Origin of the sequence: Sphingomonas trueperi, from assembly GCF_040545665.1 — a bacterium.
GTDB lineage: Bacteria > Pseudomonadota > Alphaproteobacteria > Sphingomonadales > Sphingomonadaceae > Sphingomonas > Sphingomonas trueperi_B.
Genome location: NZ_JBEPMH010000005.1, coordinates 15,303 through 40,206, shown reverse-complemented (window position 1 = coordinate 40,206; position 24,904 = coordinate 15,303). Strand labels below are relative to the sequence as shown.

The following is a 24,904-nucleotide window of genomic DNA, read 5'->3' as shown; positions in this document are numbered from 1 at the left end:
GTCCTCAATTGCACAACACATAGAAGATGTCGGAGACGCTGTCGCCATTGAAGTCACCGACACCGAGCTGTTCATAGCTCGGCCCCAATGCGACCGGCTGATAATTGGAATTCGCCGCCGACGAATATTTCCACTGATAGACACCGGGCTTGATGAGCGAGGTGGCAAGTGCGTCGGTCTTGCCGTCGCCGTCGAAATCGCCGAACCGCAGGGTTGAGGTTTCGTCGCCATCGGCCGTCTTGCGCAGTCCGGTCTTGAACTGGATCCACCAGGCGAAGGCGCCGGGATACAGCGTCGAGGGGAGCGAGAAGAAGATGTCGCTTTCCCCGTCCCCGTCGAAATCGCCGAAGCGCAGCGCCGGCAGATCGGGCCCGAGGCCCAGCGCGCGCGGGGCGCGACGCCCGCCCGAAAACATCTGCCAGCGGAACTGCCCGGCACCATCGGGCACCGTGGTCAGCACGTCGGTGGTGCCGTCGCCATCGAAATCGGCGAAACCGAGATGCTTGATATCCGGACCGATCCGCAGGTCCTGCGGCGTTCCGGTTCCGGCGGGCATGAAACGCCACTGCGTCGTCCCATCCGGAAGCGGCGTCGTGTAGAAGACGTCTGTTTTGCCGTCGCCGTCGAAATCGCCAAAGCCGAGATCGGCAAGATCGGGGCCGCTGCCCAGCGGACGGAACGGCTTGGCACCGCCGGGCGAATAAAACCAGCGGAAGCTGCCGTCCGGCTGAGCGACGCTGGTGAAGACGTCGGTCTTTCCATCGCCGTCGAAATCGCCGAACCGCAGCCGCCGGATCGGCGGGCCGTCGATCAGATCAAGGCCGCCCCCCCGCCCGCCCGGTGAAAAGGCCCAGTGGCAGTCCGCGCTGGGCTGCACCAGCGGCGCTGCCGATGCCACCGGCGTCGCTGTCGGCGGGGCGGGTTTGGGCGTGTCGGAAGGCGCGGGCTTGGGGGCGGCGCCCTTCATCGTCAGCAGCCAGACGCCCAGCCCGACCACGATCGCCAGCGCGACCAGGCCCAGCAGCAGCGCCAGCCAGGGAAAGGGGCCGGGCTTGCCGCCGGCTAGCACGATCGCGCCGGCCGGGCTTTCGGCATGGTCATTGTCCGGATCGTTCACCGCCACCACGCGCAGCCGGAACTTGTAGCGTCCGGGCGCGGTGCCCTGCGGCACGGCGACCTGAACCTCGACGGTCTGGCTCTCGCCGACCCCGAACTGGCGCTCGCTCTCGCCCTTGATCGTGAACCATTCGGGCCGGGCGCCGTCGCTGACTTGCACGCTTACCCGGCCCCTGAGCGACAGCGCCGCCTTGTTCGTCACCGCATAGACGGCGGTGCCATTTCCCCCTGCGGCAAGCTTCAGCTCGGCGGGGCCGTCAGGAATCTCAAAGCTCGGCATGCTGCTCCTGGTCCTCGCTTGGGTCGGCATAGCGGATGGAATAGGTCGCGTGGGCGGGCCGCTCGGCGGCGACGATCCGCGCGACGAGCGGGGCATAGCGGCGCGCTTCCGCCGGCAGCAGCACCTGGAGATGGAACGGGCGGATGCGCCCGTCCGCGCCTGCCACCCCGTCCTCCACCTGGATGCCCTCGATCCCGGTCGCGATTGTCAGGAAACGCTCCAGCGTCTGGCGCAGGCCGCGATCTCGCCACAGGCGGGCGGCCTCGGCGACGAGCAGGCGCAGGCGCTCGGTTCCCGTGGCGAAGCTCGCCACGCCTGCCCCCGGGCGCCCGCCAGTCCAGTCGAGATACGCAGCCAAGCCGAGCCAGTCGGCGAGCATGAACACGAACCGCTCTTCGCCGCGCAGCGGGTCGAGCACCGCGTCCAGGCTGTCGAGGCGGGATTCGGTCGGCATGTGGAGGCCCTCCATCACCGCGAGAAGGGCGGCGAGCGGCGTCCCCGGGCGCAGCGCGACCTGGTAGATTTCCGGCAGGAAGCCGGCGATCAGCTCGCGCCGCATCAGCGCCACGCCCCGTCGTCGCTCGCCACGTCGATGCGGTGCGCCCCGGCACAATAGAGCCAGCCCGGCGGCAGCGGGATACGTTCGGTGAAGCGCGTCGCCGAGGCGAGCAGGAAGCGGTTGCCGCCGTCGATGCTGGCATGCACGCCGAGCGGCCCGCCGCTGAGCACCATCGGCGCTCCGCCCGGTTGCGGCGTCGCGGCCAGCGAGGTGACGACATGGAGCAGCCTTTCGGTGTCACGGATCGGCAGCCCGGCATCGAGCCGTACCCCGGTCCAGGCCGGCTTGCCCGCCATCGCGTCCATCCACAGGACGCCCGCGCGATTCGAGCCGGCGAACACCATCGCATCGGCAAAGGCGAGCGCCTGGCAGCTGCCGCCCTGCCAGCCGATGTTGAACGGCTGGAACCCGTCCGGATCATTGGCGCCGTCGGCGCGCAATTCGCTGCGATAGGCGCCCTCGCCCTGCTCGCCCGCTTCGGCGGCGACGCCCGCCCAGAGAAACGCCCGCGCCTGGGTGTGTTGGACGGCAAGCACGCGGACATCCTTGCCCTTCAGGCCCACCGGCCGGAACGTCTCCGAAACGCCGCCGGCGGCCGAGAGATAGACGCCGCCTTCCCCGCACGCAGCGACCGCGACGGAGGCCACCCCCGAGGGCGACGTGGCGCTGGCGACCGCATAGAAGCCCCTGGTTTCGATCGCCTTGTCGACCGAAACGGGCACCGGCCCCGCTGTCCCGCGCGGGGCGAACTGGCGAAGCCCCTGCGCGGTTGCGATCAGCAGCATCGGCGCGCCGTCGCGATCGATCCATTCGGCGTCGAACACCTCCGCATCGAACACCGCCGCATTCTGCCGCCAGGTCTCGCCAAGATCATAGGAGACATGAATGGCACCGCCCTTGGCGCGGATCACCCCCACGGCCAGCACCCCGGCGAGGCCGGCATGGGGCACGACGAAGCGGACGGTCTCGCCCTCGTTCGCCAGCAAGCGGGCCCAGCTGTCGGCATCGTCGAGGCTGCGGTACAGCCCCGTCGCGCCGCCCGCGAACCAGCAGCCCGGCTGGTGCGGATCGCGGACCAGTGCCGCCACGTCACGATCGGGCGTCTCGCCGATCTCGAAGCACAGTTGGTCGGCAGAACGGACACCGGCCTGGCCCATGATTGCCTCGTAAACGTCGGCGGCGCGCAGCGCCGCACCGAACGGCAGCCCGCGCAGCGGCGACAGCAGATCGTTGACGCGCTCGCGCACCGCCTGGCCGATCCGGGCATGATCGGCCTCCTTGCCCACCACCACCCGGACCGAGACCGCAACAGGCCGCACCCGGGCCCAGACGACGGCCGTACGCACGCCGAGCGGACGGCGGAGATCGAGCGCCGAGGCGACGCGCTGACGCAGTTCCTCGCCGCGATGATCGCTTACGACCTCGGCGGTGATCGCCCGATCGGGCAGTGCCGCGGGGTCGATCGCGGGGATCAGTTGCACCTCGACCACGCCTGGATCGGCATGGGCCCAGGCCTGCGCCTGCGCATAGGCGCGGGCGCGGGCGACACCGCCGGTGGACAGAGCGACCTGCTCATAATCGCGTTCGGTCACCGCGCAGCGCAGCGACGAAAGTGCCAGCGGCGCGCGGGCCAGCGCCTCCGCCAGCGTCTCCGCATCGGTGCCGCCCGTGGCACGGGCGGCATTGGTCACCGCCACGCCGGCGGGGCCGTTCTTGAGCAGCTTCAGCGCGCCCACCGCGACATTGCCGCTGCGCCCGCCGCCGGTGCGATACCAGGCGCGCAGTTCGCGCCCTGGCGGCGGCAGGGCGGCCACGGCACGCGCGCCCTCCCCGCTCGTATCGATGGCTGGCGCGAACTGCACGCGCCCCTGCGCACGGTCGAGCCGATACACCCGGTCGCCGGCCCCTGTATCCGCGAAACTGTCGACCTCGCGCCACAGCCGATAGGCCTTGGTGCCGCAGGGCATCGTCGCGTCCCCTTCCAGATCTTCCTCCGGCGCGGCTTCGATGCCCAGCAGGAAGTCGGCGCCCAGATGGCTGGGCGCAATGACGGGCGCGCGCGACACCGATAGCGTCTGGCCCGGCTGGCCGCTCGCCACGCCGAGCAATTCGCCCTCGACCAGCGTGCAGTCGAGCGCTGGCACGTCGACGCTCGCCTGGCCGGTGTCGAGCGTGGCCGCCTGGGTGGTGACGAACTGCACGCTGCCGTCCGCCGTCGTCACCTGGGTGCCGCGCGGCACCGCGATGGCGGCATCCCCGCCCCCGGCACGCGCGAAAGTGAGCGTCGCCGCCGCCGCGCTGGGCGGCCGCAGTTCCACCCCCGCCAGGTTGAGAAGCGCGATGTGGAGCTTTTCCGGCACCCGGTTGACCCGGTAGAGCATCGCCTCGGTAAGAAAGGCGAACAGCTCGAGCAGCGTGCGGCCAGGATCGGCGGGGTTGTGGTCGGTCCATTCGGGGCAGGTCGCGCTCGCCTGCGCAAGCGCCTGGTCGACCAGTTGCTGGTAGGTGCGATCGTCCAGCCGTGGCGAAGGCAGCGGCATCAGTTCGCTCCCTGCAAGTCGATCGGCAGGACAATGCTGTCCAGCCGATCGGTGCGGCGCACGCGATAGTCGAGTTCGATGCGCAACCGTCCCCCGTCGGCATCCTCGGCGCCCGCATCGATGCGGACGATCTCGACTCTCGGTTCCCAGCGGCGGATTGCCTCGCGCACATAATGGATCGCGAGCCCGGCCGTCGTCGCATCATTGGGCGCGAACATCAGCCGATCGAGCGGGCACCCATAGTCGGGGCGCATCACCCGCTCCCCCGGCACGGTCGTCAGCAGGATCAGAACCGCCTGGCGGACCGCAGCATGATCATCCACCATCGCCAACGTACCCGTGGGCGTCAGCGTCAGCCCGTCGAACGGCCCGGCGCCTGTGCCGAGCAGGCCGCCCTCGAAGCGGAACCCCCGGATCGGCCGCAGGCTCATGCCGCCGCCTCCACCAGCGCCTGGCCGGGATTGGTCACCTTGTAGGCGACGGTGCCCGGCGGCGAGCCGTCGGTAAGCCCATGCACCGTATCGAGGCACACCGGACGCCCCTCGATCCGCACCAGCGCCGAATAGCCTTCGGCCACCTTGAGCGTGGTCAGGCAAGGGCGCAGGCCGATCACCGGATTGACGTTCGGGCAGCCGGCGATGCGCCGCCCCTCGGGATCGGTCGCCACCAGCACCTCGCGGCCCTGGATGCGCACCAGCGTCTGGGTGAAGCCGATGTCGACATGGCCGACATGGTCGCAGATCATCGTGGCATCGCGGGTGAGCCAGCGCATCGCTCAGGCCTGCTCGAAATCGATCGCCGCGGCGCGCAGCCGCAGCCGCCGCCCCGGCGCCTCGATCACCAGATCGCCGGTGGCATGGAGCTTCGCGCCATGCGGCCCGAATTCGAAGACGTCGCCGGCCCCCGTTTCGAGCCGGCAGGAGGCATCATGCCCGGACAAGCGAAGCTTCTGGCCGCCCGGCGCCTGGAGCACATAGGCGCGGGGCACACCGTCCCAGGCGAGCCGAGGATCGGCGTCCCCCGTGGCATAGAGACCGCCCAGAATGATACCGCGTGCGGGATCGCCATCGGGCAGAAGGACGAGCGCGTCGTCCTCCGGTTCCGGCAGCAGCACCGCGCCCTTGCCGGCGCCGGCGCCGAGCGACAGCACCGGCATCCAGCCGCTCTGGACCCCACCAAAGGCCGGCAGCAGCGCGCGCGCGCGGCCCAGCCGCTGCGGGTCGTCGACATCGGCGATCGTCCCCAGCGTCACCGCCGGAATCCGGGCGCGGGCAGGCGCCGGGGGCGGCGCGGTCGACAATTCGACGACATAGCCCATCGCCGCATCGAAGCGATGCTCGGTCACGGTCGCGACGAATGCTCCGTCGACCTCGTCCGCGATGCCGCGCACCGCCAGCACCCGGCCGGGCAGCAGCGCCGCCGTACCCGCCACCGTCGCCTCGAGCACGAGCTGCGCCGCGACCGCACGGTCCATGTCCGCCTGGGCGAGGCCGAGCGCCTCGTCCCGATCCGCGCCGACGCGATTGAGGAGGAAACGGGCACCCAGGTCGGAAAAGGCGCCGCCATCGATATCCCGCAATTCCACCGCGTCCTGCCGGGCGAGCCCGGCCGTCGCCGCGATCGGCGCGAGATCGGCGGGGCTCCAGCCTTGCGCCTCGCTCGATCGGCGCAGCGTTTCCACGCTCGTGGCGGCCCGGGCGGCGAGCAGTTCCGCCCCAACCCCCAGCGGCAGGGCCGGCCGCGCGTCACCGGCCAGGCTACATGCATCGAGCACACCGTCCTGCAGCCGGATGTAATAGCCATGGGCGGCGGCGCATTCGGCGATCAGGTCGAAATCGCTCTGGTCGTGCTGGATGAGCGTCGACCGCGGCGGCGTGTCGGGCGCAACGAAGGACGCGGCGCCGACCTCCGCCATCGCCTCGGCCAGCAGGGTCGCGAGCGTCACCTCGCTTAGCGCGCGGGGCCGTTGTCGCTTGCGCAGCCGGTGCAACCGGTCGAAGGCGCGCACGCGCAGGATACGCCCGCCCGCGCCATCGACCTGATGCTCGATGGCCGTGATCTCCCCGTCGAACAGCCAGCCCTCGCCGCGCACGCCAATTTCGACGGGGGCGCCGATCGCGATCTCAGCGCGGTGGGCCGGCGCCAGATCCGCCCACAGGATTTCGGCCGCCGCGGGCGCGCCCAGCGCGTGCCGCACGACAAGCGACGTGACCGATGCCGCCATTGGCCCCGTTACCAGCGCGCCGGACAGGCGGAGTTCGGGAAGACGGCGCAACACCGGCCCGCTCATAGAAACTGCATCAGTACCGCCGCCGGCGGCAGGGTGAGCGCGCCCCCTTCGGGGATGCGCAGCAGATCGTCGAGACCGTTGAACCGCGCGATCGCGCGGGCATAGGCGGTGTCTCCATAGCGTTCGGCCGCGATCAGATAGAGCCGGTTGAGCAGCATGCCGCCCTCGCCCGCCGCCACCGCGATGGAATCATAGTTCACGATGGCGCGGTCGTCGCGCGGCGGCGTCGCCACCTCGAACTGCGGGCTCGTCGGCAGGGGCACGGCCGGCGATGGCACCCGCTCCTCGACGCGGCGCAGGCGCAGGCTCAGCCAGGATCGCCGCGGCGCCCCATTCGCATCGAACTGCTCCAGCCGCTCCGCCACCGCGGTGACGACGCCGGGCACGTTCCACGCCTTGCCCCAGATGAAGCGCACCGTCGGCGGGGCACTGGTGCCGTCGTCGCCGCCGGCATTCTCGCTAAGGTTCCAGAGCGGCCGGGTGAGTTCACGCACGTCGCGGCTGCCCAGTGACGGCGCCTGGTCGGCCGTGCGCACGCTGCGCGCCTCCTCCGCCAGGTCGACGTCGAACAGCAGGTATAGGTCATATTCGGTGGCGCCGCCGCCAGTGGCGATCAGCGGATCGTCGGTGCGGGCCCCACCCAGCACGACCCCACCCGCGCCGGCACGCCGCCGCAAGCCTGCGGTGCGCCGCATCTCCAGGCTCTCCGGGTTGAGCAGCGCGGAGAAGCGCTCCCCGCTCGCCTCGATGACGAACGTCACGCGCTCCATCGGTTGCTTCCCTGTTCGGCGGCGAGATCGCTCGCCGGGCGCCAGGGCAGCGCCGTAGCTTCGGGATCGGCATCGGGGAGCGACGGCCAGCGCGCGTCCATCGATCGTGCGCGACGCGGCGGCGCGACGCTGGAGCGACCCGGCACGTCGAAGGCCATCGCAGCATGGCCGTTTGCGTGCCCGTCGCGCGGGAACTGCGGGTCCGCTCGCGGGCGGTGCGGCAGTTCCGGCCAGACCGGCAGTGCGACGGGCGGAGGCGAGAAGGGATCAGGCCCGTCCGGCGCGGCGTCCACGCGCGCCGCCGGCGGCAGGGGCCAGCGATCAGCCGGTCGCGAACGCACCGTCCGGGCGCCGTCCTCGCGACGCGGCTCCGGTACGCGCGAAGGTTGAAGCGCCGCGTCGCCCCAGGCGGTTGCGGGTGCCGGCGGGCGGCGATGCGTCGCCGGGAAGCGGGGCGAGGACCGCGGCTTCCGCCCCGGCTCGGGCGCCGAAGTGCGCGACGGCAGATTACGGCGCGGGAAGAGCCAGCGCAGCGGCGCCGGCCGAGACGACCGCGACCGGCCCGCGCGCTCCCCAACAGGCCCGCGCGCGGGCCGCCGTGCTGCCTCGTCAACCGGCCCCTCCTCCAGCCCATAGGCCGCGTCCGCCTCGAACGCCGTTTCCGGCGCGGCGAGGTGCGGCGCCCGCTCGGCAAGGGTCTGCAGCCAGTGATCCGGGGCATCAGGATAACGGCGGCGCAGCGCCAGCATCGTCCGCTCGGACGGCGCACGCCGCGCGCCGGCGCGATCCAGCCTGTCGGCCAGGAACCGCATCAGCGCGGCCAGTGCCGCCAGCACGCTGCCCAGCACGTGCCCCAGCCGATCCATCGGATCAGCCCCGATCCAGCGAATCGAAGGCCAGCGACAATTCCTCGATCGCGACGTCGCGGCCCATCGCGTCGAGCGCGGCGCCGCGCCACTGGCACGGCCAAGCGTTGATGAGGTTCCAGCGCATCGCCTCGCGCGCGCCATCGCTTTCGAGCAACACGATCGAGACGTGCCGCCGCAGCGGCCGCCCGGTCGCCGCCGCGTTCATCCAGTTCCACAGGTCGGTCGAGTTGGTGAGGCCATAGCGCAGCGTGACCTCCGCATAATCGACCGGCCCCGGCAGCGCGCGGACGATCTGCCCGGCGCCCGATTCGCGGTAGCGGATCGGCTGGATGCGCATCCCCAGCCCGAGGCATTCGGTGAACCGCGCCTCGGACACGTCCTGGATCGTCAGCAGGAAATGATAGTTGCGGTATGGGTCGGTGGGGGCGCCCACCCGCGATTGCTTGGTGCCATTGTCCGTGGGTGCATCGGGCATCGCAACATCTCCTCAACAAGGCCGGGGTCAGGCGCGTTCGACGCTCGCCCCCGTGGCGCTCTGGCCGATGCGGAAAATGACGAACTCGGCAGGCTTGACCGGCGCGATCCCGATCAGCGCGACCACCTGCCCGGCATCCACCACCTCCGGCGGATTGGTCTCTGCGTCGCAGCGCACGAAAAAGGCTTCCTGCGGAGTCGCTCCGGCCAGCGCGCCCTGCCGCCACAAAAGGGTGAGGAACGCATCGACGTCGCGCTTGACGGACTTCCACAAGGGCCGGTCGTTCGGTTCGAACACCACCCATCGCGTCGCGATCGCGATTGATTCCTCGATCATGTTGAACAGGCGCCGCACGTTCAGGTAGCGCCATTCGCTGCCGGCGGGGGCGAGGGTGCGGGCACCCCACACGCGCACACCCTCGCGGCTGAACTGGCGGATGCAGTTCACGCCCACGGGGTTGAGCACGTCCTGCTCCGCGCGCGACACGATGCGACTGACGCCCAGCGCACCCCGTATCGGCAGGTTGGCCGGCGCCTTGTGGACGCCGCGCTCGGCATCGGTGCGCGCATAGATTCCAGCGAGATGGCCGGAGGGCGCGATCTGCACCTGCTTGTCCGGGTCCAGCGCGTCGCGGACGATGATCCAGGGGTAATAGAAGGCGCCATAGCCGCCGTCGGAATCACGCGGGCGAAGGCCGGGCTTCTGCTTCGCCTTGCGGCCATCGCCCTCCTCGCCTTCGGCGGGGCTCACGCTGGCGGCGCGGGTCAGCGCTTCGACATCGTCGACCGCGGCCGGCCCGTCGAGGATCGCGACCCGGTCCCGCATCCGCTCCGCGGAGTCGAGCAGCGCGGCGTAGGCGGCCGGATCGGTGCGGCCGGGCGCGGCGATGATCGCGATCTCGTCGATCGCCTCCAGCAGGTCGAGCCCGCGCCCGCCGCCCGCGATCGCGCCGTCCGACGTCCCGATATTGACTACATAGCAGCGCGTGCCGCCGTTGAGGAAGAAGCCGTATACGGCGTTGGCGAGGTCCGTCGCGGCGCTGCCGGGTTCGACGAAGTCGCGGACGAACGCGCTCCAGTTGTTGATCGCCACTGCTTCGCCCGGCCGCGCCCCGGCGCTGGGCGCCAGGCCGACGAACCCGGCCGTCGAGGTTCCCACCGCCTCGATCGGGCGTGGACCCGAACTGACTTCCTCCACATAGACACCGGGACTGAGATAGGCCGCCATGTCAGTTCTCCATCCTCAACGTGACGATCGTCGGTTCGCCGGGGGCGACCGGCATCTCCGCTTCCATGCCGCGCGCCCGCACGCGCACCCGCAACGCGGACTCCGGATCGGCGGGCGCGGACAGCCGGAAGCCGCCATCGGCACCCGTGCGGGTGACGGGATCGAACCCTACGAGATTGACGAGCGCCCCGGCGATCGGCGTTTCGGCCGGCCCCAGCACGCGCCCCTGTACGCTGCCGATCGCGCCCATTCGCGCGCGCAGCGGGAAGCGGACCAGCGGCGCTTCCTCCGCCGGCTGCACGCGGACCAGCGACGCCCGCACCACCATGCCGGGCGCGAGCGCCATGCCCAGCCGGGCACAGCAGCCGGGGACATCGGCATCGTCGACAATGGCAAAGCCAGGATCGCCGAGCAGCGCGAAGGCAAGGTCGGCAACGGCGCGATGCTCGGCCAGCGCATCGCCGCGCCGCACCGTCACCAGATAATCGAGCTGAAGGTGATCTGCCCGATCCCAGCTGCGGGGTGCGCCCCGAGGACGCACGGCAACCAGACGCACCTCGATCCGGTCGATGTCGCCGCCCTGCCCCGCGGAAAGGGCAACGACCGGCAGGCCGGTGCCATCGGCAAGGCGGGCAATCAACGATCGCGTGAGGTCGTCTGCGTGTTCGAGCATGCGCCCGCCTCCCCCTCGCCCGAATAGTAAATCAATAACCTCCAAATGCAAAGCAGCAAGATTCGGCCACTTTATCGCACATACTTGTACCAAGGCTCGAAGAGCGAGACTCACGGGGGCTTGCGGGCAGCGGCTGGCCCTGATTCAACAAGGCAACCGGATAGGAGTTTGCCATGGCGATCGCGCTCTGGTCGACGAGCTTTTTCCAGGCATCGCAGCAGTGGCCGACGATTTCCTCGCAGGCGGCGAAGACGCGGCTCGCCAGCCAGTTGTCGCGCAGGAATTGCCAGACATTCTCCTGCGGATTGAGTTCAGGGCATTTGGCCGGGAGCGGGACAATGCTGATGTTGCCAGGCACGGCGAGTTGGGCGGTCATGTGCCAGCCAGCCTGATCCATGAGCAGCACGGCGTGGGCGCCTGGGCCATGTGCCTGGTGATTTCGGCCAGGTGCAGGTTGTTGGTGTCGATATTGCAGAACGGCAGAACGAGGCGGCGGCCTTGCCCTCCTGCGGGCAGATCGCATCGAAGAGGTAGGCGGATTTGGTGCGCTGGTCGTGCGGCGCCGATGTTCTTTTGCCCGATCCGGGCCTAGTCGCCGGATCAAGTCCGGGGCAGGCTCTGGAACCAGATCTCTATCGGTGTGCCGCGCAGGAGGGAGCCCCTGACTTGGTCCAGCTCGGCGGCAAAGCCCCCTTTTTTTGAAAGCCTTGATCGCCTCCGGGTCTTGGGCATGGTGTTTCGGCCGCGCCGAGAGCTTGCCATAACCGAGCGCGCAACTCGCGGCGCAAGGTCGGTCGCGATTGTCCCGCCGCCAGGTCAGCGTGTCTGTCACCAGCTGGACGAAACGCCTGTCACGATGCTCCGCCACTAGCGCGATCAAGGCGTCGCGGAAGGCCGCCAGGCCGGCAGCAGCGTCCGCCATCATAGCGGTCCAGAAGACACGGGCGAGGTCTGGGCTTGACCTCGGCCAGCTGAACCCGTTCCCCAAGCCAAGCGCCCGTCGCTGCAGATCCCTCCGCCGTCCGGTGTCACAGCCCAGAAATATTAACTTCCGACGCTAATCTTTTTGAACGCCACACGTGAACCCCGGCCACGCCAGCACGTCACTCAACGGTGACGGACTTTGCCAGGTTGCGCGGCTGGTCGACATCGGTGCCCTTGGCGACGGCGACGTGATAGGCGAGCAGCTGCACCGGCACCGCATAGACCAGCGGCGCGATCAGCGGGTGGACCTTGGGCATGGTGATGGTGGCGATGCAGCCGTCGCCCGCCGCCTGGATCCCGTCATAGTCCGAGATCAGCACCACCTTGCCACCGCGCGCCTGCACTTCCTGCATGTTGCTGACGGTCTTGTCGAACAGCGGACCCGAGGGGGCGATCACGATCACCGGCACGGCATCGTCGATCAGCGCGATCGGCCCGTGCTTCATCTCGCCCGCGGCATAGCCCTCGGCGTGGATATAGCTGATTTCCTTCAGCTTCAGCGCGCCCTCCAGCGCCAGCGGATAATCGGTGCCGCGGCCGAGATACAGCACGTCGCGCGCCGCCGCGATCACCCCCGCCATCGCCTGGATCGACTCGTCATAGGCGAGCGCGGCGTTGAGCGAGGCCGGCGCCTCGGCCAGGTGGCGGACGATGCGGCGTTCCTCCGCCTCGTCGAGCTTGCCCTTGGCGCGGGCGAGATTGGCGGCCAGCGCCGCGAGTACCGCCAGCTGGCAGGTGAACGCCTTGGTGGAGGCGACGCCGATCTCCGGGCCGGCATGGGTCGGCAGCAGCAGGTCCGCCTCGCGCGCCATCGAGCTGGTCGGCACGTTGACCACGGCGGCGATCGTCTGCCCTTCGCTGCGCGCGTGGCGGAGCGCGGCGAGCGTGTCCGCCGTCTCGCCCGACTGGCTGATCACGATCATCAGCCCGCCTTCTTCCATCACCGGCGCGCGGTAGCGGAATTCGGAGGCGACATCGATGTCCACCGGCACGCGAGCGAACTGCTCGAACCAGTATTTCGCGACCATGCCCGCATAATAGCTGGTACCGCAGGCGACGATGGTGACGCGCTTGATCGCCGAGAGATCGAAGTCCGGGATCGGCAGCGTGATCTTCTCCTCCATGCGCTGGAGGTAGGAACGCAGCGTCTGCGCCACGACGATCGGCTGCTCGTAGATCTCCTTGAGCATGTAATGCCGATGGTTGCCCTTGGAGATCAGCTCGCCGGTGACGCCGGAAATGGTGATCGGCCGCTCAACGGGATTGTTGTCCTTGTCGAAGATATCCGCGCCGTCCTTGGTGATGACGACCCAGTCGCCCTCCTCCAGATAGGCGATGCGCTGGGTGAGCGGCGCCAGCGCCAGCGCGTCCGAGCCCAGATAGGTCTCGCCCTCTCCATAGCCGACGACCAAGGGCGAACCGAGCCGCGCGCCGATCAGCAGATCGGGATGCTGGCGGAACAGGATGGCAAGCGCGAAGGCGCCGTGCAGGCGAGGCAGCACGTCGCGCACCGCATCGGCAGGCGCCATGCCAGCCTCGACCTTCTCGCTCACCAGATGGGCGACGACCTCGGTGTCGGTCTCGCTGGTGAAGGTGCGGCCGCGGGCGGTCAGCTCCTCGCGCAGCGCCTTGAAATTCTCGATGATGCCGTTGTGGACGAGCGCCACTTCGCCGGTGGCGTGCGGATGCGCGTTGTTGGTGGTCGGGCCGCCATGCGTCGCCCAGCGGGTGTGGGCGATGCCGGTGGTGCCGGGCAGCGGGTTGGCGGCGAGTTCCTTGCCGAGATTGACCAGCTTGCCCGAAGCGCGGCGACGCTCGATCGTGCCGTCTACGTCCGTCGCGATGCCGGCCGAATCATAGCCGCGATATTCCAGGCGCTTGAGCCCTTCGAACAGACGCTCTGCGACGTCTTCCTTGCCCACGATTCCAACGATTCCGCACATGGCATCCGTCCTCCTGCCCCAGCCCTAGCGCGGGTGGGCGGCCGCGCCTAGACGCGCTATCGTTGCGACAAGCTGAACGATGCCTGCGCCCAAATCCGGCGCGCGACGTTTAGGGGTGCATCATCGAGAAGAGGGTCATCCATGTTCCGTGCGAAGCTTCCACTCCTGGCGCTGATGCTTACCCTCGGCGCCTGCGGTGGTGCCGATCGCACGGACCCGGTGTCGAACGCAGCGATGCCGGGCAACCAGTCGACGCGCGCGGACAAGGTCGCCCCTCTCACAGCCACGCCCAGCGCCGCCGCCACGCTGGCCGCGCTGACCCGGCGCAGTTGCGCGGACGAGATCGGCAAGGCCGCGGCGGCGCAGCGGGTGAACCTCTGCATAAAGGTGTCCCCGGCGACGCATCCGCCCTGCAATGCCGCCAATAGCTGCGCGATGATCGAGGACGAGATCGCCCGCAGCTGCGCGCTGTTCGACGGCGACGGCGAGCCGGTACAAGGCTGCACCGTCGACCCGAGGAGCAGCCAGGCAGCCGCCGATGTGGTCCGCCGCTACTACGCGGCGATCGACGCCCGCGACTATGGCACCGCCTGGACGCAATGGGGTGATGACGGGCGGCCGGGCCAGACCTTCGCGGCGTTCGAGAAGGGCTTCGCGCACACCCGCGCGACCAGGGTGACGATCGGCACGCTCGGCCCCAGCGAGGGCGCGGCGGGCTCCGTCTATCAGACCGTGCCGGTGACCGTGGAAGCGACGCTGGACGATGGCGGCGCGCAACGCTTCGCGGGCAGCTATGTCGTGCGCCGCGTCAACGGCGTCGACGGCGCCTCCGCGTCGCAGCTGCGCTGGCATCTCGATTCTGCGACGCTGCGCCCCGCCCCCTCCAATTAGGGGCGGCGCCCGGCGTCAGTGCGGGAAGTTGGTGTCGTTGAAGATCCGGGTGAACTCGGCCGGATCGGGCTCGTGCCCCTGTTCCTCGCGGAAGCGCACCGCGCCCTTTTCCCAGACCTCGCGGATCGCCCCGGCGATCCCCTCGGGGAACTGCATCCGCTCGACCACAATCGTCCGCCAGTCGCTGTCCCCGCCGAATGCCTCGCGCAGTGCCGGCTCGGCGGCCGTCAGCTGGGCATCGCTCTTCTCGTCGAGATGGCCGATCGCATCGAGCACATAGGCATCGAGCAGCTTGAGGAACGGCTTGTCGGTGTAGCGGTCGGTCATTTCGCGGCCTTTCGTGCCTTCATTATCGCACGGAAGGTCGTGGCCCAGCCCTGCTTCGTCAATGTTTCCGGCCGGGTGACGGCCAGTGCGTCGGCTTCGACATTGCGGGTGATGACCGATCCCGCGCCGATGATCGCCCCGTCGCCAATCGCCACCGGCGCCACCAGCGCGCTGTTCGATCCGATGAAGGCGCCTTCGCCGATCACCGTCTTCTGTTTGAGGAAACCGTTGTAATTGCAGGTGATCGTGCCCGCGCCGATGTTCGCCCCGGCGCCGACGCTGGCATCGCCCAGATAGGTCAGGTGGTTGGCCTTGGCGCCCTTGCCGAGCACCGCGTTCTTCAGCTCGACGAAATTGCCGACATGGGAGTCCGCTTCCAGCACCGCGCCGGGCCGCAGCCGGGCATAGGGGCCGACGCTCGCGCCGCTGGCGATCGTCGCGCCCTCGATATGGCTGAACGCGCGCAGCACCACCCCGTCCGCCACGGTAACGCCCGGACCGAAGACCACGTTGGGCTCGATCGTGACATCACGGCCGATCTGCGTGTCATGGGCGAACCACACCGTTTCCGGGGCGATCAGCGTCACGCCCTCGACCATCGCGCGGGTGCGCCGCGCCTGCTGCCATTCGGCCTCGAGCGCGGCGAGTTCGCCGCGGCTGTTGACCCCGGCGACTTCGGTCGCGCCGGTTTCGATCACCGCCGCCACCCGGCCGTCGCCGTTCGCGAGGCCGACAATGTCGGTGAGGTAATATTCGCCGGCGGCATTCTCGTTGGTCACGCGCTCCAGCAGCGCGAACAGATCGGCGCCGCGCACCGCCATCAGCCCCGAATTGCACAGGGTAACGGCCCGTTCCTCCGGGCTCGCGTCCTTGTACTCGACGATCTTGGACAGGCGATCGCCGCCCTCGACGATCAGCCGGCCATAGGCACCCGGATCGCTCGGACGGAAGCCGAGCACCACCACCGCCGGATCGTCCGCGCCGTGCAGCCGCGCGACCATCCGCTGCATCGTCGCGGTGGTGACGAGCGGCACGTCGCCATAGAGGATCAGCACGTCGCCCGCGAAGCCCGCCAGCGCGTCCTTCGCCTGGAGCACCGCATGCCCGGTGCCGAGCTGCTCGGCCTGGTGCGCGGTCTCCGCGCCCAGCGGCGTGACCGCGGCCTCGACCTGCTCGCGGCCTGCCCCCACCACCACCACTTCGCGCGCGGCGCCCAGCGCCTTCACGCTGTCGATCAGGTGGAGCAGCATCGGCCGCCCGGCGATCGGGTGGAGCACCTTGTGGGTATCGGATTTCATCCGCGTGCCCTTGCCGGCGGCGAGGATGATCGCGGCGATGGGTGCAGTCACGTGGCCAGTCTCCGGTCAAATGGGGTGCAACCCCTGCCACGGTGCAGATGGCTTTTCCATAGCGATGGTGCCATGCGCGCGGCCATGTCCGCCTTCCCCTTCGCCACAATCGGCTTCGATCTCGACGGCACGCTGCTCGACAGCAGCGGCGACCTCGCCGCCACGCTGAACCATGTCCTGGTCGCGGATGGGCGACCGTCGCTGCCGATGGAGCAGGTGTTGCGGATGGTCGGGCGCGGGGTACGCACCCTCATCCGTGAGGCGGTGGAGGCGACCGGCGGCGGCGGCGAGGCGGCGGTGGAGCGCATGTATGCGCCGTTCGTCGCGCATTATGCGGCACATATCGCCGAGGACACCCACCCCTATCCCGGCCTTGTCGAGGCGCTGGACGCGCTGGCCGACCGCGGCGTCACGCTTGCGGTGGTCACCAACAAGCTGGAAAGCCTCGCCCGACCGCTGCTGGAGGCGACCGGCCTGCTGCCGCGCTTCGCCTGCGTGATCGGCGGCGACACCATGGGCCCGAACACGACCAAGCCTTCCCCCGCGCCGGTGCTGGAGATGCTCCGGCGCTGCGGCGGGCCGGCGGCGTTCGTCGGCGACACGATGTTCGACGTGCAGGCCGCGCACGGCGCCGGCATCCCGGTCGTCGCGTGCAGCTTCGGCTTCTCGCAGGTGGCCGTGGGGACATTGGGCGCCGAGGCCGTGATCGATTCCTTCGCCGAACTGCTCCCCGCGCTGGCGTCTCTCCGCCCAATCAGCGTTTGACAGCGCGAAGGCGCACGGCGAAACACAAGCTGTCGGAAAGGGAGAGAATCCGGGCAACCGGATCGCCGAAGGAGCAACCGCCCCGGAAACTCTCAGGCAAAAGGACCTTCCGCACGACCAGATTCTGGAGAGTGGCGCCGGTAAAGCGCCCGCCGACGGGATAGCGATCTCAGGCACAAAGGACAGAAGGGGCCCGCAACCGCGTAGTTAGGAGCAGGGTTCCGTGGCGAGTGCCAACAAGGGCGTCGGGCCGAATGCAGGGCCGATCAGTATCCAGGACGTTTTCACGATCGGCATCGGGCCGTCGAGTTCGCACACGGTGGGGCCGATGCGCGCCGCGCGCGATTTCGCGCTGTGGGCGGTCGCCGATGGCCGCGCCGTCACCAGGTTGTGCTGCGAGCTGTTCGGATCGCTGGCGCTGACCGGGCGGGGCCATGCCACCGATCGCGCGGTGGTGTTGGGCCTGGCCGGTGAGCGGCCCGACGGCGTCGACCCGGACGCGGTAGAGCCGATGCTGGCGCAGATCGCCGCCGAGCGCCGCCTCCTGCTGAACGGCACCGCCTCGGTCGGCTTCGATCCCGAGGCCGACCTCAAGTTCCGCAAGCGCCAGTTCCTCCCCGGCCACCCCAACGGCATGAAGCTGCGCGCGACGCTGATCGACGGTGCGGTGCTGGAGCGCACCTATTATTCGGTCGGCGGCGGCGCGATCCGGCGTGAGGGCGAGGAAGCGGCGGCAGGCCTGTCCGCCGGCACCAACCACCCCTTCGCCAGCGCCCGCGAGATGCTGGAGCGCTGCGACGAGCTAGGGCTCGACATCGCCGGGCTGATGCTCGCCAACGAGCGCGGATGGCGCGACGATGCTGCGACGCTTGCCTTCGTCGACGGCATCCACGCGGCGATGAACGCGTGCATGGATCGCGGGATGGTGCAGGACGGCATCCTGCCGGGCGGGCTGGAAGTCCCCCGCCGCGCGCGCAAGCTGCACCAGAAGCTGATGGCCCGCGGCCCCCGGGTCGAGCCCGCCTCGGTGCTCGAATGGGTGAGCCTCTGGGCGCTGGCGGTCAACGAGGAGAATGCCGCGGGCGGCCGTGTCGTCACCGCACCCACCAACGGCGCGGCAGGCGTGATCCCCGCGGTGCTGCGCTATTACGAATACTTCGTCGGCAACGCGACACAGGCGGGCAGCCGCCGTCTGCTGCTCACCGCAGCGGCGATCGGCATCCTCTACAAGCGCCAGGCGTCGATCTCGGCCGCCGAGATGGGCTGCCAGGGCGAAGTCGGCGTGGCCTGCTCGATGGCTGCGGCGGGTCTCGCCGCGGCGCTGGGCGGCAGCAACGCCCAGATCGAGAATGCCGCCGAGATCGGCATGGAGCATAATCTCGGCCTCACCTGCGATCCGATCGGCGGGCTGGTGCAGATCCCTTGCATCGAGCGCAACACCATGGGCGCGGTGAAGGCGATCAACGCCGCGATGCTCGCGCTCCACGGCGACGGCACGCACAAGGTGTCGCTCGATGCGGTGATCGAGACGATGCGCCAGACCGGCCTCGACATGCGCTCCAAGTACAAGGAGACGAGCCTCGGCGGCCTGGCGGTCAACGTCGTCGAGTGCTGACCCGGCTCAGGGCTGGGCGGGCTTGAACTCGAAGTTCATCCCCGAGACGCGGCTGGGCTGGAAGCCCTTCCAGATCGTCGAGGCCGGCGCGCCGGGGCTGAACCCGGCATAGCGGCCGCCGGGGGCGCCCTGCCATTTGCCGTCGTTCGAGTTCGGCACCAGGCCGTCGATGTACGCGGCCTTGGCCTCCTCGCCGTTCACATAGCGATCAAGGAACGCCGTGATGAAGTGCGCCTGCACCGCCATCAGCCGGTCCTTGCGCCACACCGCATCCTCGAACCAGTCCAGGTCCCAAAAGCTCTCGCGCATCGCCGGCGGCGCGCCGATCAGCGCGATGCTGTGCGCCGCTTCGCGGAAGGTGAGCAGGTAGCGCGGGGCATGGACTTCCTGGTCGAACAGCGTGCGCACGCCCGGATCATAGCCGACGACATGGTCCTGGCTGCCGACGATGAACAATGTCGGCGCGCGAATCGCGGCGACGCCGGGCGCCGCCCAGAGCGGGGTGCCGTAGAGGTTGCTGGCAGGCGAAATCGCCACCACCGCCTTGAGGTCGGCGACCTTGAGGCTCCCCGCCTTCTCCGCCCCGGCCACATAGGGCGCGAGCACGCCGCGCGTCGCCGACGCTACCGCTGGGTCGAGCGGGGCCCCGGCGGCGGTGAGCACGCCATAGCCGCCCATCGAATAGCCGATCAGCGCGGTGCGGGCGGCATCGGCGGCCGCGAACGCCCCCTGCCCGGCCTGCGCCCGCCGCTGCGCCTCGGCGGTGACGAAGGCGATGTCGAGCGGGCGGCTGGTCAGCGGACCTGCGCGGGCGGCCGGGGTGCGGATGGTGATCGGCGGATCGCGGAACGCAGACGCGACCACGACATAGCCCTTGCTCGCCAAATTCTCGCCGAGCCAGGACAGCACCTCGGGGGTGTTGCTGTAGCCATGCGCGAGGATCACCAGCGGGAAGCGCCCCTTCGCCGCCGCCGCGCCGGGCGTGGCGAGCCCCGGCACCTCGAAGGGCACGTCGCTGCCCTTCTCCCCCGGCAGCGCGGTGCGATAGCGGGTGCCCGCGCCCTTCGCCGCAGCCGGATACCAGACCTTGATGGGGATGTGCCGGTCGACGATCGCGGGCTTGTCGGTGCCCTGCAGCGGATCGGCCCGGCCCGCTTCCACGAACTCGAGATCAGCGACGCCGATGCCGTAGCTGCCGAGCGCCGCCAGTTCCGGCGCGTCGACGCTGGGTCGCGCCGGCGCCTGCTGCGCCTGCCCCTCGAACGCAAAAATCGCGGCTGCGCATGCTGCGGCCGCGATCCCGATTCTGCCGATCATCCGGTCTCCTCTCCTGATGGCGAGGGCGGAGGCATCGCCCCCGCCCTCCCGTGTCTGCATCAGTAATTTACACCGAAGCGCAGGCCTGCATAGCGACGGAAATCGCGCGGCAGGACGGACTGGGTGGCGATCGTACCCGCAGGCCCGAAATTGCCGCCCGAGTTGACCAGCGCCGGGAAATACTGCTTGTCGAACAGGTTGTTGACGAACAGCGTCGCTTCCCAACGGCGGCTATGCTCGCGCACGCCGACGCTCAGGTTGAAGATGCTGAACGCGGGCTGGAAGGTCTCCGGATCACGCGCCGCGTAATAGACGCTCGTCTGATACTGCCAGCTGCCGACCAGCACACCGTTCAGATTGTCGGTGATCGCCGGGGTATAGTCGAAGGACATCGAGCCCTTCCACTCCGGCGCCTGCACCGCACGGGTGCCGCTGAGCACCTGATACTTCACCGTGCCCTGGAGCAGGCAGCCCGTCGCCGCGGTCTGCTGGGTATAGCAGGGCGCCGCCGGCCACGAGGTGTAGGTGGCGTCGAGATAGGTCAGGCCGCCATTGATCGTCAGGTCGCGCATCACGCGGGCCGCCGCCTCGAACTCCAGGCCCTGGGTCTTCATCTTGCCGACATTGGTGAGGCGGAAGTTGGACGTGCCGTCGGCCAGCGGCTCGATCGTCTGCGCCTGCAGATCGGTGTACACGGTGTTGAAATAGGTGACGTTGAAGGTCAGGTGCCGGTCGAAGAACTGGGTGCGGAGGCCGAACTCCCAGTCCTTCGAGGTTTCCGGACGGATCGGGCCGGCAGCGGCGCGGTTCCGGTCGAACCCGCTGCTGATGTCGTAGGTCTGGCCCTTATAGCCCGTGGCATAGCTGCCGAACGCGAGGATATCGCGGGTCGCCTGCCAGTTCAGCCCCAGTCGGTAGGTGGTGGCGTTGTCGCTGGCATGGCCGCCATAGTTGGTGGCGAGCAGCTTGTCGCTGAAGGTATATTCCACCCGCTCGTTCTGCGCGCGACCGCCGACGGTGGCGGTCAGGTGCTTGATGAACTCCCAGTCGATCTGGCCGAACGCGGCGATCTGGCGCGAGCCCGAGGTGGCGAACCAGTCGCGCACCGACGTGGCCGGGCCGCGATAGAAGCGGCGCTCGAACGCGGCGTCGGCGAAGTAGACGCCCAGCGCATAGCGGAACGCGTCCTCGCCCGGCGAGAGCAGGCGGATTTCCTGGGTGAACAGGCGCGACTGAAAGCGGCCGTCCTGGATGTTGCGACCGACCGCACCCGGCGCGACCGTATCGTCCTGGTCGATATAGTCGTTCATGTGGAACTTGTCGTACGACGTCAGCCCCAGCACCTGCATCTTGCCGATGTTGATGTCGCTGCGCAGGATGCCGCCACCGCCGGCGAACTTGGTGCCGGCGCGATCATTGTTGGCGATCTTCTGGTTCTGCGGATCGATCGTGATCCCCGGCAGCACCACGTCGGTGGTCAGGCCCGGCCGGTTGAGCAGCGTCACGCCTGGGGTCATGCGGATGAACGGACGACCGAAGTCGGTCTTGCCGTCCACGTAATTGCCGGAGAGCGTGAAGGTCGCGTCCGGCGTCGCCTTCCACTTCAGCTTGGCGCGGGTGTTCAGCGTCTCGCGGCCGTTGACGCGCTTGTTGTCGAACACGTTGAGGACGTTGCCGTCCCAGTTCGAATAGCTGGCCGAGACGACATAGCCGAGATTGTCGTTGATCGGGCCGGTGACGCTGAAATTGCCGCTATATTCGCGGTCGTCGGTCGCCAGCACATTGGCCTTCACGTGGAAGTCCTTGGTCGGCTGGGTGGTCATGATCTTGATCAGGCCGGCCGAGGCGGCCTTGCCGTACAGCGTGCTCTGCGGCCCGCGCAGCACTTCGATCATGGCGACGTCGGGAAGGTCCGAAAAGGCGCGCGCCTGGAAGGCGAGCGGCACGCCGTCGACCGTCACCGCCACCGAGGATTCGACGCCGATCGCGTACGCAAAGGTGCCGATGCCGCGCAGCGAGACGTTGGCGTTGACCGGGTTTTCCGAAGGGCGGATCACCAGCGAGGGTGAGACCTTGCCGAGATCCTGGAAGTGGCGGACGCCCTGCGCCTCGAGATCGGCGGGCGTCACCACCTGCACCGCGAGGGGGACGTTCTGGATGTTCTCGAACCGCTTCTGCGCGGTGGTGGTGACGATGATCTCGCCATCGTCCTGCCCGGCGGCCGGCGCGGCCTGGGCGGGTGCCCCCGCACCCTTGTCAGCTTCCTCGGGCGTCGCGGCATAGGCGCTGCCGGCGAGGAACGTGGCGGCGAGCGCGGCGGCGCGTGCCGAGAATGGGAAACCCCTCATGAAACTTGAACCCCTTGCGTGATGCTATCGTTTGCCTCTCCCAAGCTGGAACGGCCGGCTGCGCGGGTGCGCGCGCCGACGCTGATTTTGTGAGAATTATAGGATAAGTATTTTGGTCAGGCCGCAAAATGACCCGAAAATGTTTTTGGTCTGTCCTGTTTCCGAATGTTGCGCATTTGCGCCTCACCAACGAAAAAGGGGCGGAAGCATCGCCTCCGCCCCTCCCCCGGCTATCCTCCGCTGAGCGGAGGGATCAGTAGTTCAGGCCGAAGCGAATGCCCGCATAGCGGCGGAAATCGCGGGCCAGCAGCGCCTGTGTGGCGATGACGGTCGGGGCGTTCGGCGCGGCGCTCGCGTTGAAGTTCGACGAGGTGTTCACCAGCGACTGGAAATACTGCTTGTCGAACAGGTTGTTGACGAACAGCGTCGCCTCCCAGCGGCGCTTGTGGTCGCGTACGCCGACGCTAACGTTGAAGATGCTGTAGGCCGGCTGGAAGGTCTCCGGATCATGCGCGACGTAGTAGACGCTCGACTGGTACTGCCAGCTGCCCTGGAACACGCCGGTCAGCTTTTCGGTAAGCGCAGGCGCATATTCGATGCTGGCGTTGCTCTTCCACTCCGGCGCCTGGATCGCACGGGTGCCGGTGAGGTTCTGGAACGCCGGCTTGCCCGGATTGCAGCCCTGCGCCTGGGTCTGCAGCGGATAGCATTGCGCGGCCGGGAACGATGTATAGGTCGCGTCGAGATAGGTCGCCGCACCGCTGATCGTCAGATCATGGGTGATGCGCGCCGCGCTCTCGAATTCCAGGCCCTTGGTGTTCATCCCGCCGACATTGGTCAGGCGATAGTTGCTGTTACCGTTGACCGTCTCGATCGACTGCGCCTGCAGGTCCTTGTAGTTGGTGTCGAAATAGGTGACGTTGAAGGTCATCCGGCGCCCGAAGAACTGGGTGCGGACACCGAATTCCTTGTCCTTCGACGTCTCCGGCCGGATCGGGCCGGCATCGGCACGCGCCTGGTTGAAGTTGCTGGTCAGATCGTAGGTCTGTCCCTTGTAGCCGGTGGCGTAGCTGCCGAAGAGCATCACGTCGCGGGTCGCCTGATATTGCAGGCCGAGACGATAGGTGGTGGCGTTGTCGCTGGCGTGGCCCGCCCAGCTGCCCTTCGCGTTGTTGTCGCGGAAGGTATATTTCACCCGCTCGTTCTGCGCGCGGCCGCCGACGGTCGCGGTGAGGTTCTTCACGAACTCCCAGTCGATCTGGCCGAACGCAGCAACCTGGCGCGAGCCGGAGGTCGCGTACCAGTTCTGCTGCGAGAACACCGGACCGCGCATGAACGGGCGCTGGAAGCCGGTATTGGCATAGTAGAGGCCCAGCGCGTAGCGGAACGCATCGGTGCCCGGCGATAGCAGGCGGATTTCCTGCGTGAACAGCCGCGACTTGAAGGCACCCACCTGGATGTTGCGGCCGAAGGCACCCGGCGCAGCCGTGTCGTCATGGTCGATATAGTCGTCCATGCGGAACTTGTCGTAGGAGGTCAGGCCCAGCACCTGCATCTTGCCGACGTTCACGTCGGTGCGCAGCATGCTGCCCCAGCCCCAATATTTGGTGCCGGCGCGATCGTTGTTCGCGACCTTCTGGTTCAGCGGGCTGATGGTGATCCCCGGCAGTACGACATCGGCGGTGAGGCCGGCCTGACCGCGCAGTACCGCACCCGGCGCCATGCGGATGAACGGGCGACCGACGGTGGTGTTGCCGTTGAGGTAGTTGGCGGAAGCGGTGAAGACGACATCCGGGCTCGCCTTCCACTTCAGCTTGCCGCGGGTGCTCAGCGTCTCGCGGCCGTTGACGTCCTTGCCGTCGACCACGTTGCGCACATTGCCGGCCCAGTTGGAATAGCTGGCCGAGAAGACATAGCCGAGCGTGTCGCTGATCGGGCCGGTGACGCTGAAATTGCCGCCATATTCGTTATCGTCGGTGACCGTCGCATTGGCCTTGACGTGGAAGTCGTTGGTCGGCTGGGTGGTCATGATCTTGATCAGACCAGCCGAGGCGGCCTTGCCGTACAACGTGCTCTGCGGACCGCGCAGCACCTCGATCTGGGCCACGTCGGGCAGATCGGTGAAGGCACGCGCCTGGAAGGCGAGCGGCACGCCGTCCACCGTCACCGCGACCGAGGACTCTACGCCGATGCCGAAGGCATAGGTGCCGACGCCGCGCAGCGACACGTTCGAATTGACCGGGTTTTCGGCGGTGCGGATCACCAGTGACGGTGCGACCTTGCCGAGATCCTGGAAGTGGCGGACGCCCTGCGCCTCGAGCTGGGCGGGCGTGACGACCTGCACCGCGAGCGGCACGTTCTGGATGTTCTCGAAGCGCTTCTGCGCGGTCGTGGTGACGATGATCTCGCCGTCGTCCTTTGCCGGCGCCTTCGCCTGTTGCGGCGCCGGCGCCGCGGCCGGATCACGACGTTCTTCCGCCGACTTCGCGTGTGCTGCGCTGCCGATAAACGATGCGGCGAGCGCAAGCGTGCACAGCGGAAACTGGTAACCCCTCATCAATCATGC

At 68.7% G+C, this 24,904-nt stretch carries 20 protein-coding genes, 1 pseudogene and 1 riboswitch; of the genes and pseudogenes, 3 read left to right on the top strand and 18 right to left on the bottom strand.

What is annotated here, in order from left to right:
- Positions 1-4: 4 nt before the first annotated feature.
- From ABIC65_RS15945 to glmS, 13 genes and pseudogenes are all read right to left on the bottom strand, one after another.
- On the bottom strand, positions 5-1,396 hold the full coding sequence (locus ABIC65_RS15945; protein ID WP_354310083.1) for a VCBS repeat-containing protein: 1,392 nt from the start codon (positions 1,394-1,396) through the stop codon (positions 5-7).
- On the bottom strand, positions 1,383-1,955 hold the full coding sequence (locus ABIC65_RS15940; protein WP_354310082.1) for a hypothetical protein: 573 nt from the start codon (positions 1,953-1,955) through the stop codon (positions 1,383-1,385). The genes ABIC65_RS15945 and ABIC65_RS15940 overlap by 14 nt, the downstream gene beginning before the upstream one ends.
- The gene (locus ABIC65_RS15935; protein ID WP_354310081.1) at positions 1,955-4,495 is read right to left on the bottom strand and encodes a baseplate J/gp47 family protein; all 2,541 of its coding nucleotides are present in this window, start codon (positions 4,493-4,495) and stop codon (positions 1,955-1,957) included. The genes ABIC65_RS15940 and ABIC65_RS15935 overlap by 1 nt, the downstream gene beginning before the upstream one ends.
- The gene (locus ABIC65_RS15930) at positions 4,495-4,926 is read right to left on the bottom strand and encodes a GPW/gp25 family protein (protein WP_354310080.1); all 432 of its coding nucleotides are present in this window, start codon (positions 4,924-4,926) and stop codon (positions 4,495-4,497) included. The genes ABIC65_RS15935 and ABIC65_RS15930 overlap by 1 nt, the downstream gene beginning before the upstream one ends.
- Positions 4,923-5,267 (bottom strand): hypothetical protein, encoded by a 345-nt coding sequence (locus ABIC65_RS15925; protein ID WP_354310079.1) that lies wholly within the window; start codon positions 5,265-5,267, stop codon positions 4,923-4,925. The genes ABIC65_RS15930 and ABIC65_RS15925 overlap by 4 nt, the downstream gene beginning before the upstream one ends.
- Positions 5,268-5,270: 3 nt before the next feature.
- A complete protein-coding gene (locus ABIC65_RS15920) occupies positions 5,271-6,773 on the bottom strand; it encodes a phage baseplate assembly protein V (protein ID WP_354310078.1) in 1,503 nt (500 codons plus the stop codon).
- 8 nt (positions 6,774-6,781) lie between these two features.
- Positions 6,782-7,555, bottom strand: a complete 774-nt coding sequence (locus tag ABIC65_RS15915) for a CIS tube protein (protein WP_354310077.1) — start codon at positions 7,553-7,555, stop codon at positions 6,782-6,784.
- Positions 7,543-8,421 carry a hypothetical protein gene (locus tag ABIC65_RS15910; protein ID WP_354310075.1) on the bottom strand — a complete coding sequence of 293 codons (879 nt, stop codon included), beginning with the start codon at positions 8,419-8,421 and terminating at the stop codon, positions 7,543-7,545. Before ABIC65_RS15910 ends, ABIC65_RS15915 begins: the two co-directional genes overlap by 13 nt.
- Before the next feature lie 4 nt (positions 8,422-8,425).
- Complete coding sequence (locus ABIC65_RS15905) at positions 8,426-8,899, bottom strand: phage tail protein (protein WP_354310073.1); 474 nt, start codon at positions 8,897-8,899, stop codon at positions 8,426-8,428.
- A gap of 27 nt (positions 8,900-8,926) precedes the next feature.
- Positions 8,927-10,126 (bottom strand): phage tail sheath family protein, encoded by a 1,200-nt coding sequence (locus tag ABIC65_RS15900; protein WP_354310071.1) that lies wholly within the window; start codon positions 10,124-10,126, stop codon positions 8,927-8,929.
- Position 10,127: 1 nt separating this feature from the next.
- A complete protein-coding gene (locus ABIC65_RS15895) occupies positions 10,128-10,799 on the bottom strand; it encodes a carboxypeptidase-like regulatory domain-containing protein (protein WP_354310069.1) in 672 nt (223 codons plus the stop codon).
- Positions 10,800-10,986: 187 nt separating this feature from the next.
- Positions 10,987-11,214 (bottom strand): annotated as a pseudogene (locus ABIC65_RS22335) (transposase); the annotation flags it as partial.
- 688 nt (positions 11,215-11,902) lie between these two features.
- Positions 11,903-13,726, bottom strand: a complete 1,824-nt coding sequence (gene glmS, locus ABIC65_RS15885; protein WP_354310067.1) for a glutamine--fructose-6-phosphate transaminase (isomerizing) — start codon at positions 13,724-13,726, stop codon at positions 11,903-11,905.
- Between the two features lie 141 nt (positions 13,727-13,867).
- On the opposite strand from glmS, the gene ABIC65_RS15880 reads away from it, so the two are divergent.
- Entirely contained in the window at positions 13,868-14,617 is a 750-nt protein-coding gene (locus ABIC65_RS15880; protein WP_354310065.1) for a hypothetical protein, read from the top strand.
- Between the two features lie 15 nt (positions 14,618-14,632).
- Here ABIC65_RS15880 and ABIC65_RS15875 read toward each other — a convergent pair whose 3' ends face one another.
- Positions 14,633-14,944 carry a hypothetical protein gene (locus tag ABIC65_RS15875; protein ID WP_354310064.1) on the bottom strand — a complete coding sequence of 104 codons (312 nt, stop codon included), beginning with the start codon at positions 14,942-14,944 and terminating at the stop codon, positions 14,633-14,635.
- Complete coding sequence (glmU, locus tag ABIC65_RS15870; protein WP_354310062.1) at positions 14,941-16,293, bottom strand: bifunctional UDP-N-acetylglucosamine diphosphorylase/glucosamine-1-phosphate N-acetyltransferase GlmU; 1,353 nt, start codon at positions 16,291-16,293, stop codon at positions 14,941-14,943. The genes ABIC65_RS15875 and glmU overlap by 4 nt, the downstream gene beginning before the upstream one ends.
- A gap of 84 nt (positions 16,294-16,377) precedes the next feature.
- On the opposite strand from glmU, the gene ABIC65_RS15865 reads away from it, so the two are divergent.
- The gene (locus ABIC65_RS15865) at positions 16,378-17,058 is read left to right on the top strand and encodes an HAD hydrolase-like protein (protein ID WP_354310060.1); all 681 of its coding nucleotides are present in this window, start codon (positions 16,378-16,380) and stop codon (positions 17,056-17,058) included.
- 28 nt (positions 17,059-17,086) lie between these two features.
- Positions 17,087-17,175, top strand: a riboswitch (glycine riboswitch).
- Between the two features lie 106 nt (positions 17,176-17,281).
- A complete protein-coding gene (locus ABIC65_RS15860; RefSeq protein WP_354310058.1) occupies positions 17,282-18,673 on the top strand; it encodes an L-serine ammonia-lyase in 1,392 nt (463 codons plus the stop codon).
- A 6-nt stretch (positions 18,674-18,679) separates the two neighbouring features.
- Here ABIC65_RS15860 and ABIC65_RS15855 read toward each other — a convergent pair whose 3' ends face one another.
- From ABIC65_RS15855 to ABIC65_RS15845, 3 genes are all read right to left on the bottom strand, one after another.
- Positions 18,680-19,990, bottom strand: a complete 1,311-nt coding sequence (locus ABIC65_RS15855) for an alpha/beta hydrolase family protein (RefSeq protein WP_354310057.1) — start codon at positions 19,988-19,990, stop codon at positions 18,680-18,682.
- A 59-nt stretch (positions 19,991-20,049) separates the two neighbouring features.
- The gene (locus tag ABIC65_RS15850) at positions 20,050-22,338 is read right to left on the bottom strand and encodes a TonB-dependent receptor (RefSeq protein ID WP_354310055.1); all 2,289 of its coding nucleotides are present in this window, start codon (positions 22,336-22,338) and stop codon (positions 20,050-20,052) included.
- Positions 22,339-22,591: 253 nt separating this feature from the next.
- Positions 22,592-24,895, bottom strand: coding sequence for a TonB-dependent receptor (locus ABIC65_RS15845; protein ID WP_354310054.1), 2,304 nt, complete (start codon positions 24,893-24,895; stop codon positions 22,592-22,594).
- Positions 24,896-24,904: the final 9 nt, after the last annotated feature.

Bases quoted from the DNA above. Each gene is read 5' to 3' on its own strand.
- ABIC65_RS15910 (WP_354310075.1), bottom strand. From the start codon at position 8,421: ATGGATCGGCTGGGGCACGTGCTGGGCAGCGTGCTGGCGGCACTGGCC.
- ABIC65_RS15940 (WP_354310082.1), bottom strand. From the start codon at position 1,955: ATGCGGCGCGAGCTGATCGCCGGCTTCCTGCCGGAAATCTACCAGGTC.
- ABIC65_RS15875 (WP_354310064.1), bottom strand. From the start codon at position 14,944: ATGACCGACCGCTACACCGACAAGCCGTTCCTCAAGCTGCTCGATGCC.
- ABIC65_RS15850 (WP_354310055.1), bottom strand. From the start codon at position 22,338: ATGAGGGGTTTCCCATTCTCGGCACGCGCCGCCGCGCTCGCCGCCACG.
- ABIC65_RS15905 (WP_354310073.1), bottom strand. From the start codon at position 8,899: ATGCCCGATGCACCCACGGACAATGGCACCAAGCAATCGCGGGTGGGC.
- ABIC65_RS15895 (WP_354310069.1), bottom strand. From the start codon at position 10,799: ATGCTCGAACACGCAGACGACCTCACGCGATCGTTGATTGCCCGCCTT.
- ABIC65_RS15930 (WP_354310080.1), bottom strand. From the start codon at position 4,926: ATGAGCCTGCGGCCGATCCGGGGGTTCCGCTTCGAGGGCGGCCTGCTC.
- ABIC65_RS15855 (WP_354310057.1), bottom strand. From the start codon at position 19,990: ATGATCGGCAGAATCGGGATCGCGGCCGCAGCATGCGCAGCCGCGATT.
- ABIC65_RS15935 (WP_354310081.1), bottom strand. From the start codon at position 4,495: ATGCCGCTGCCTTCGCCACGGCTGGACGATCGCACCTACCAGCAACTG.
- ABIC65_RS15900 (WP_354310071.1), bottom strand. From the start codon at position 10,126: ATGGCGGCCTATCTCAGTCCCGGTGTCTATGTGGAGGAAGTCAGTTCG.
- ABIC65_RS15945 (WP_354310083.1), bottom strand. From the start codon at position 1,396: ATGCCGAGCTTTGAGATTCCTGACGGCCCCGCCGAGCTGAAGCTTGCC.
- ABIC65_RS15915 (WP_354310077.1), bottom strand. From the start codon at position 7,555: ATGGAGCGCGTGACGTTCGTCATCGAGGCGAGCGGGGAGCGCTTCTCC.
- glmS (WP_354310067.1), bottom strand. From the start codon at position 13,726: ATGTGCGGAATCGTTGGAATCGTGGGCAAGGAAGACGTCGCAGAGCGT.
- ABIC65_RS15845 (WP_354310054.1), bottom strand. From the start codon at position 24,895: ATGAGGGGTTACCAGTTTCCGCTGTGCACGCTTGCGCTCGCCGCATCG.
- ABIC65_RS15880 (WP_354310065.1), top strand. From the start codon at position 13,868: ATGTTCCGTGCGAAGCTTCCACTCCTGGCGCTGATGCTTACCCTCGGC.
- ABIC65_RS15865 (WP_354310060.1), top strand. From the start codon at position 16,378: ATGTCCGCCTTCCCCTTCGCCACAATCGGCTTCGATCTCGACGGCACG.
- ABIC65_RS15925 (WP_354310079.1), bottom strand. From the start codon at position 5,267: ATGCGCTGGCTCACCCGCGATGCCACGATGATCTGCGACCATGTCGGC.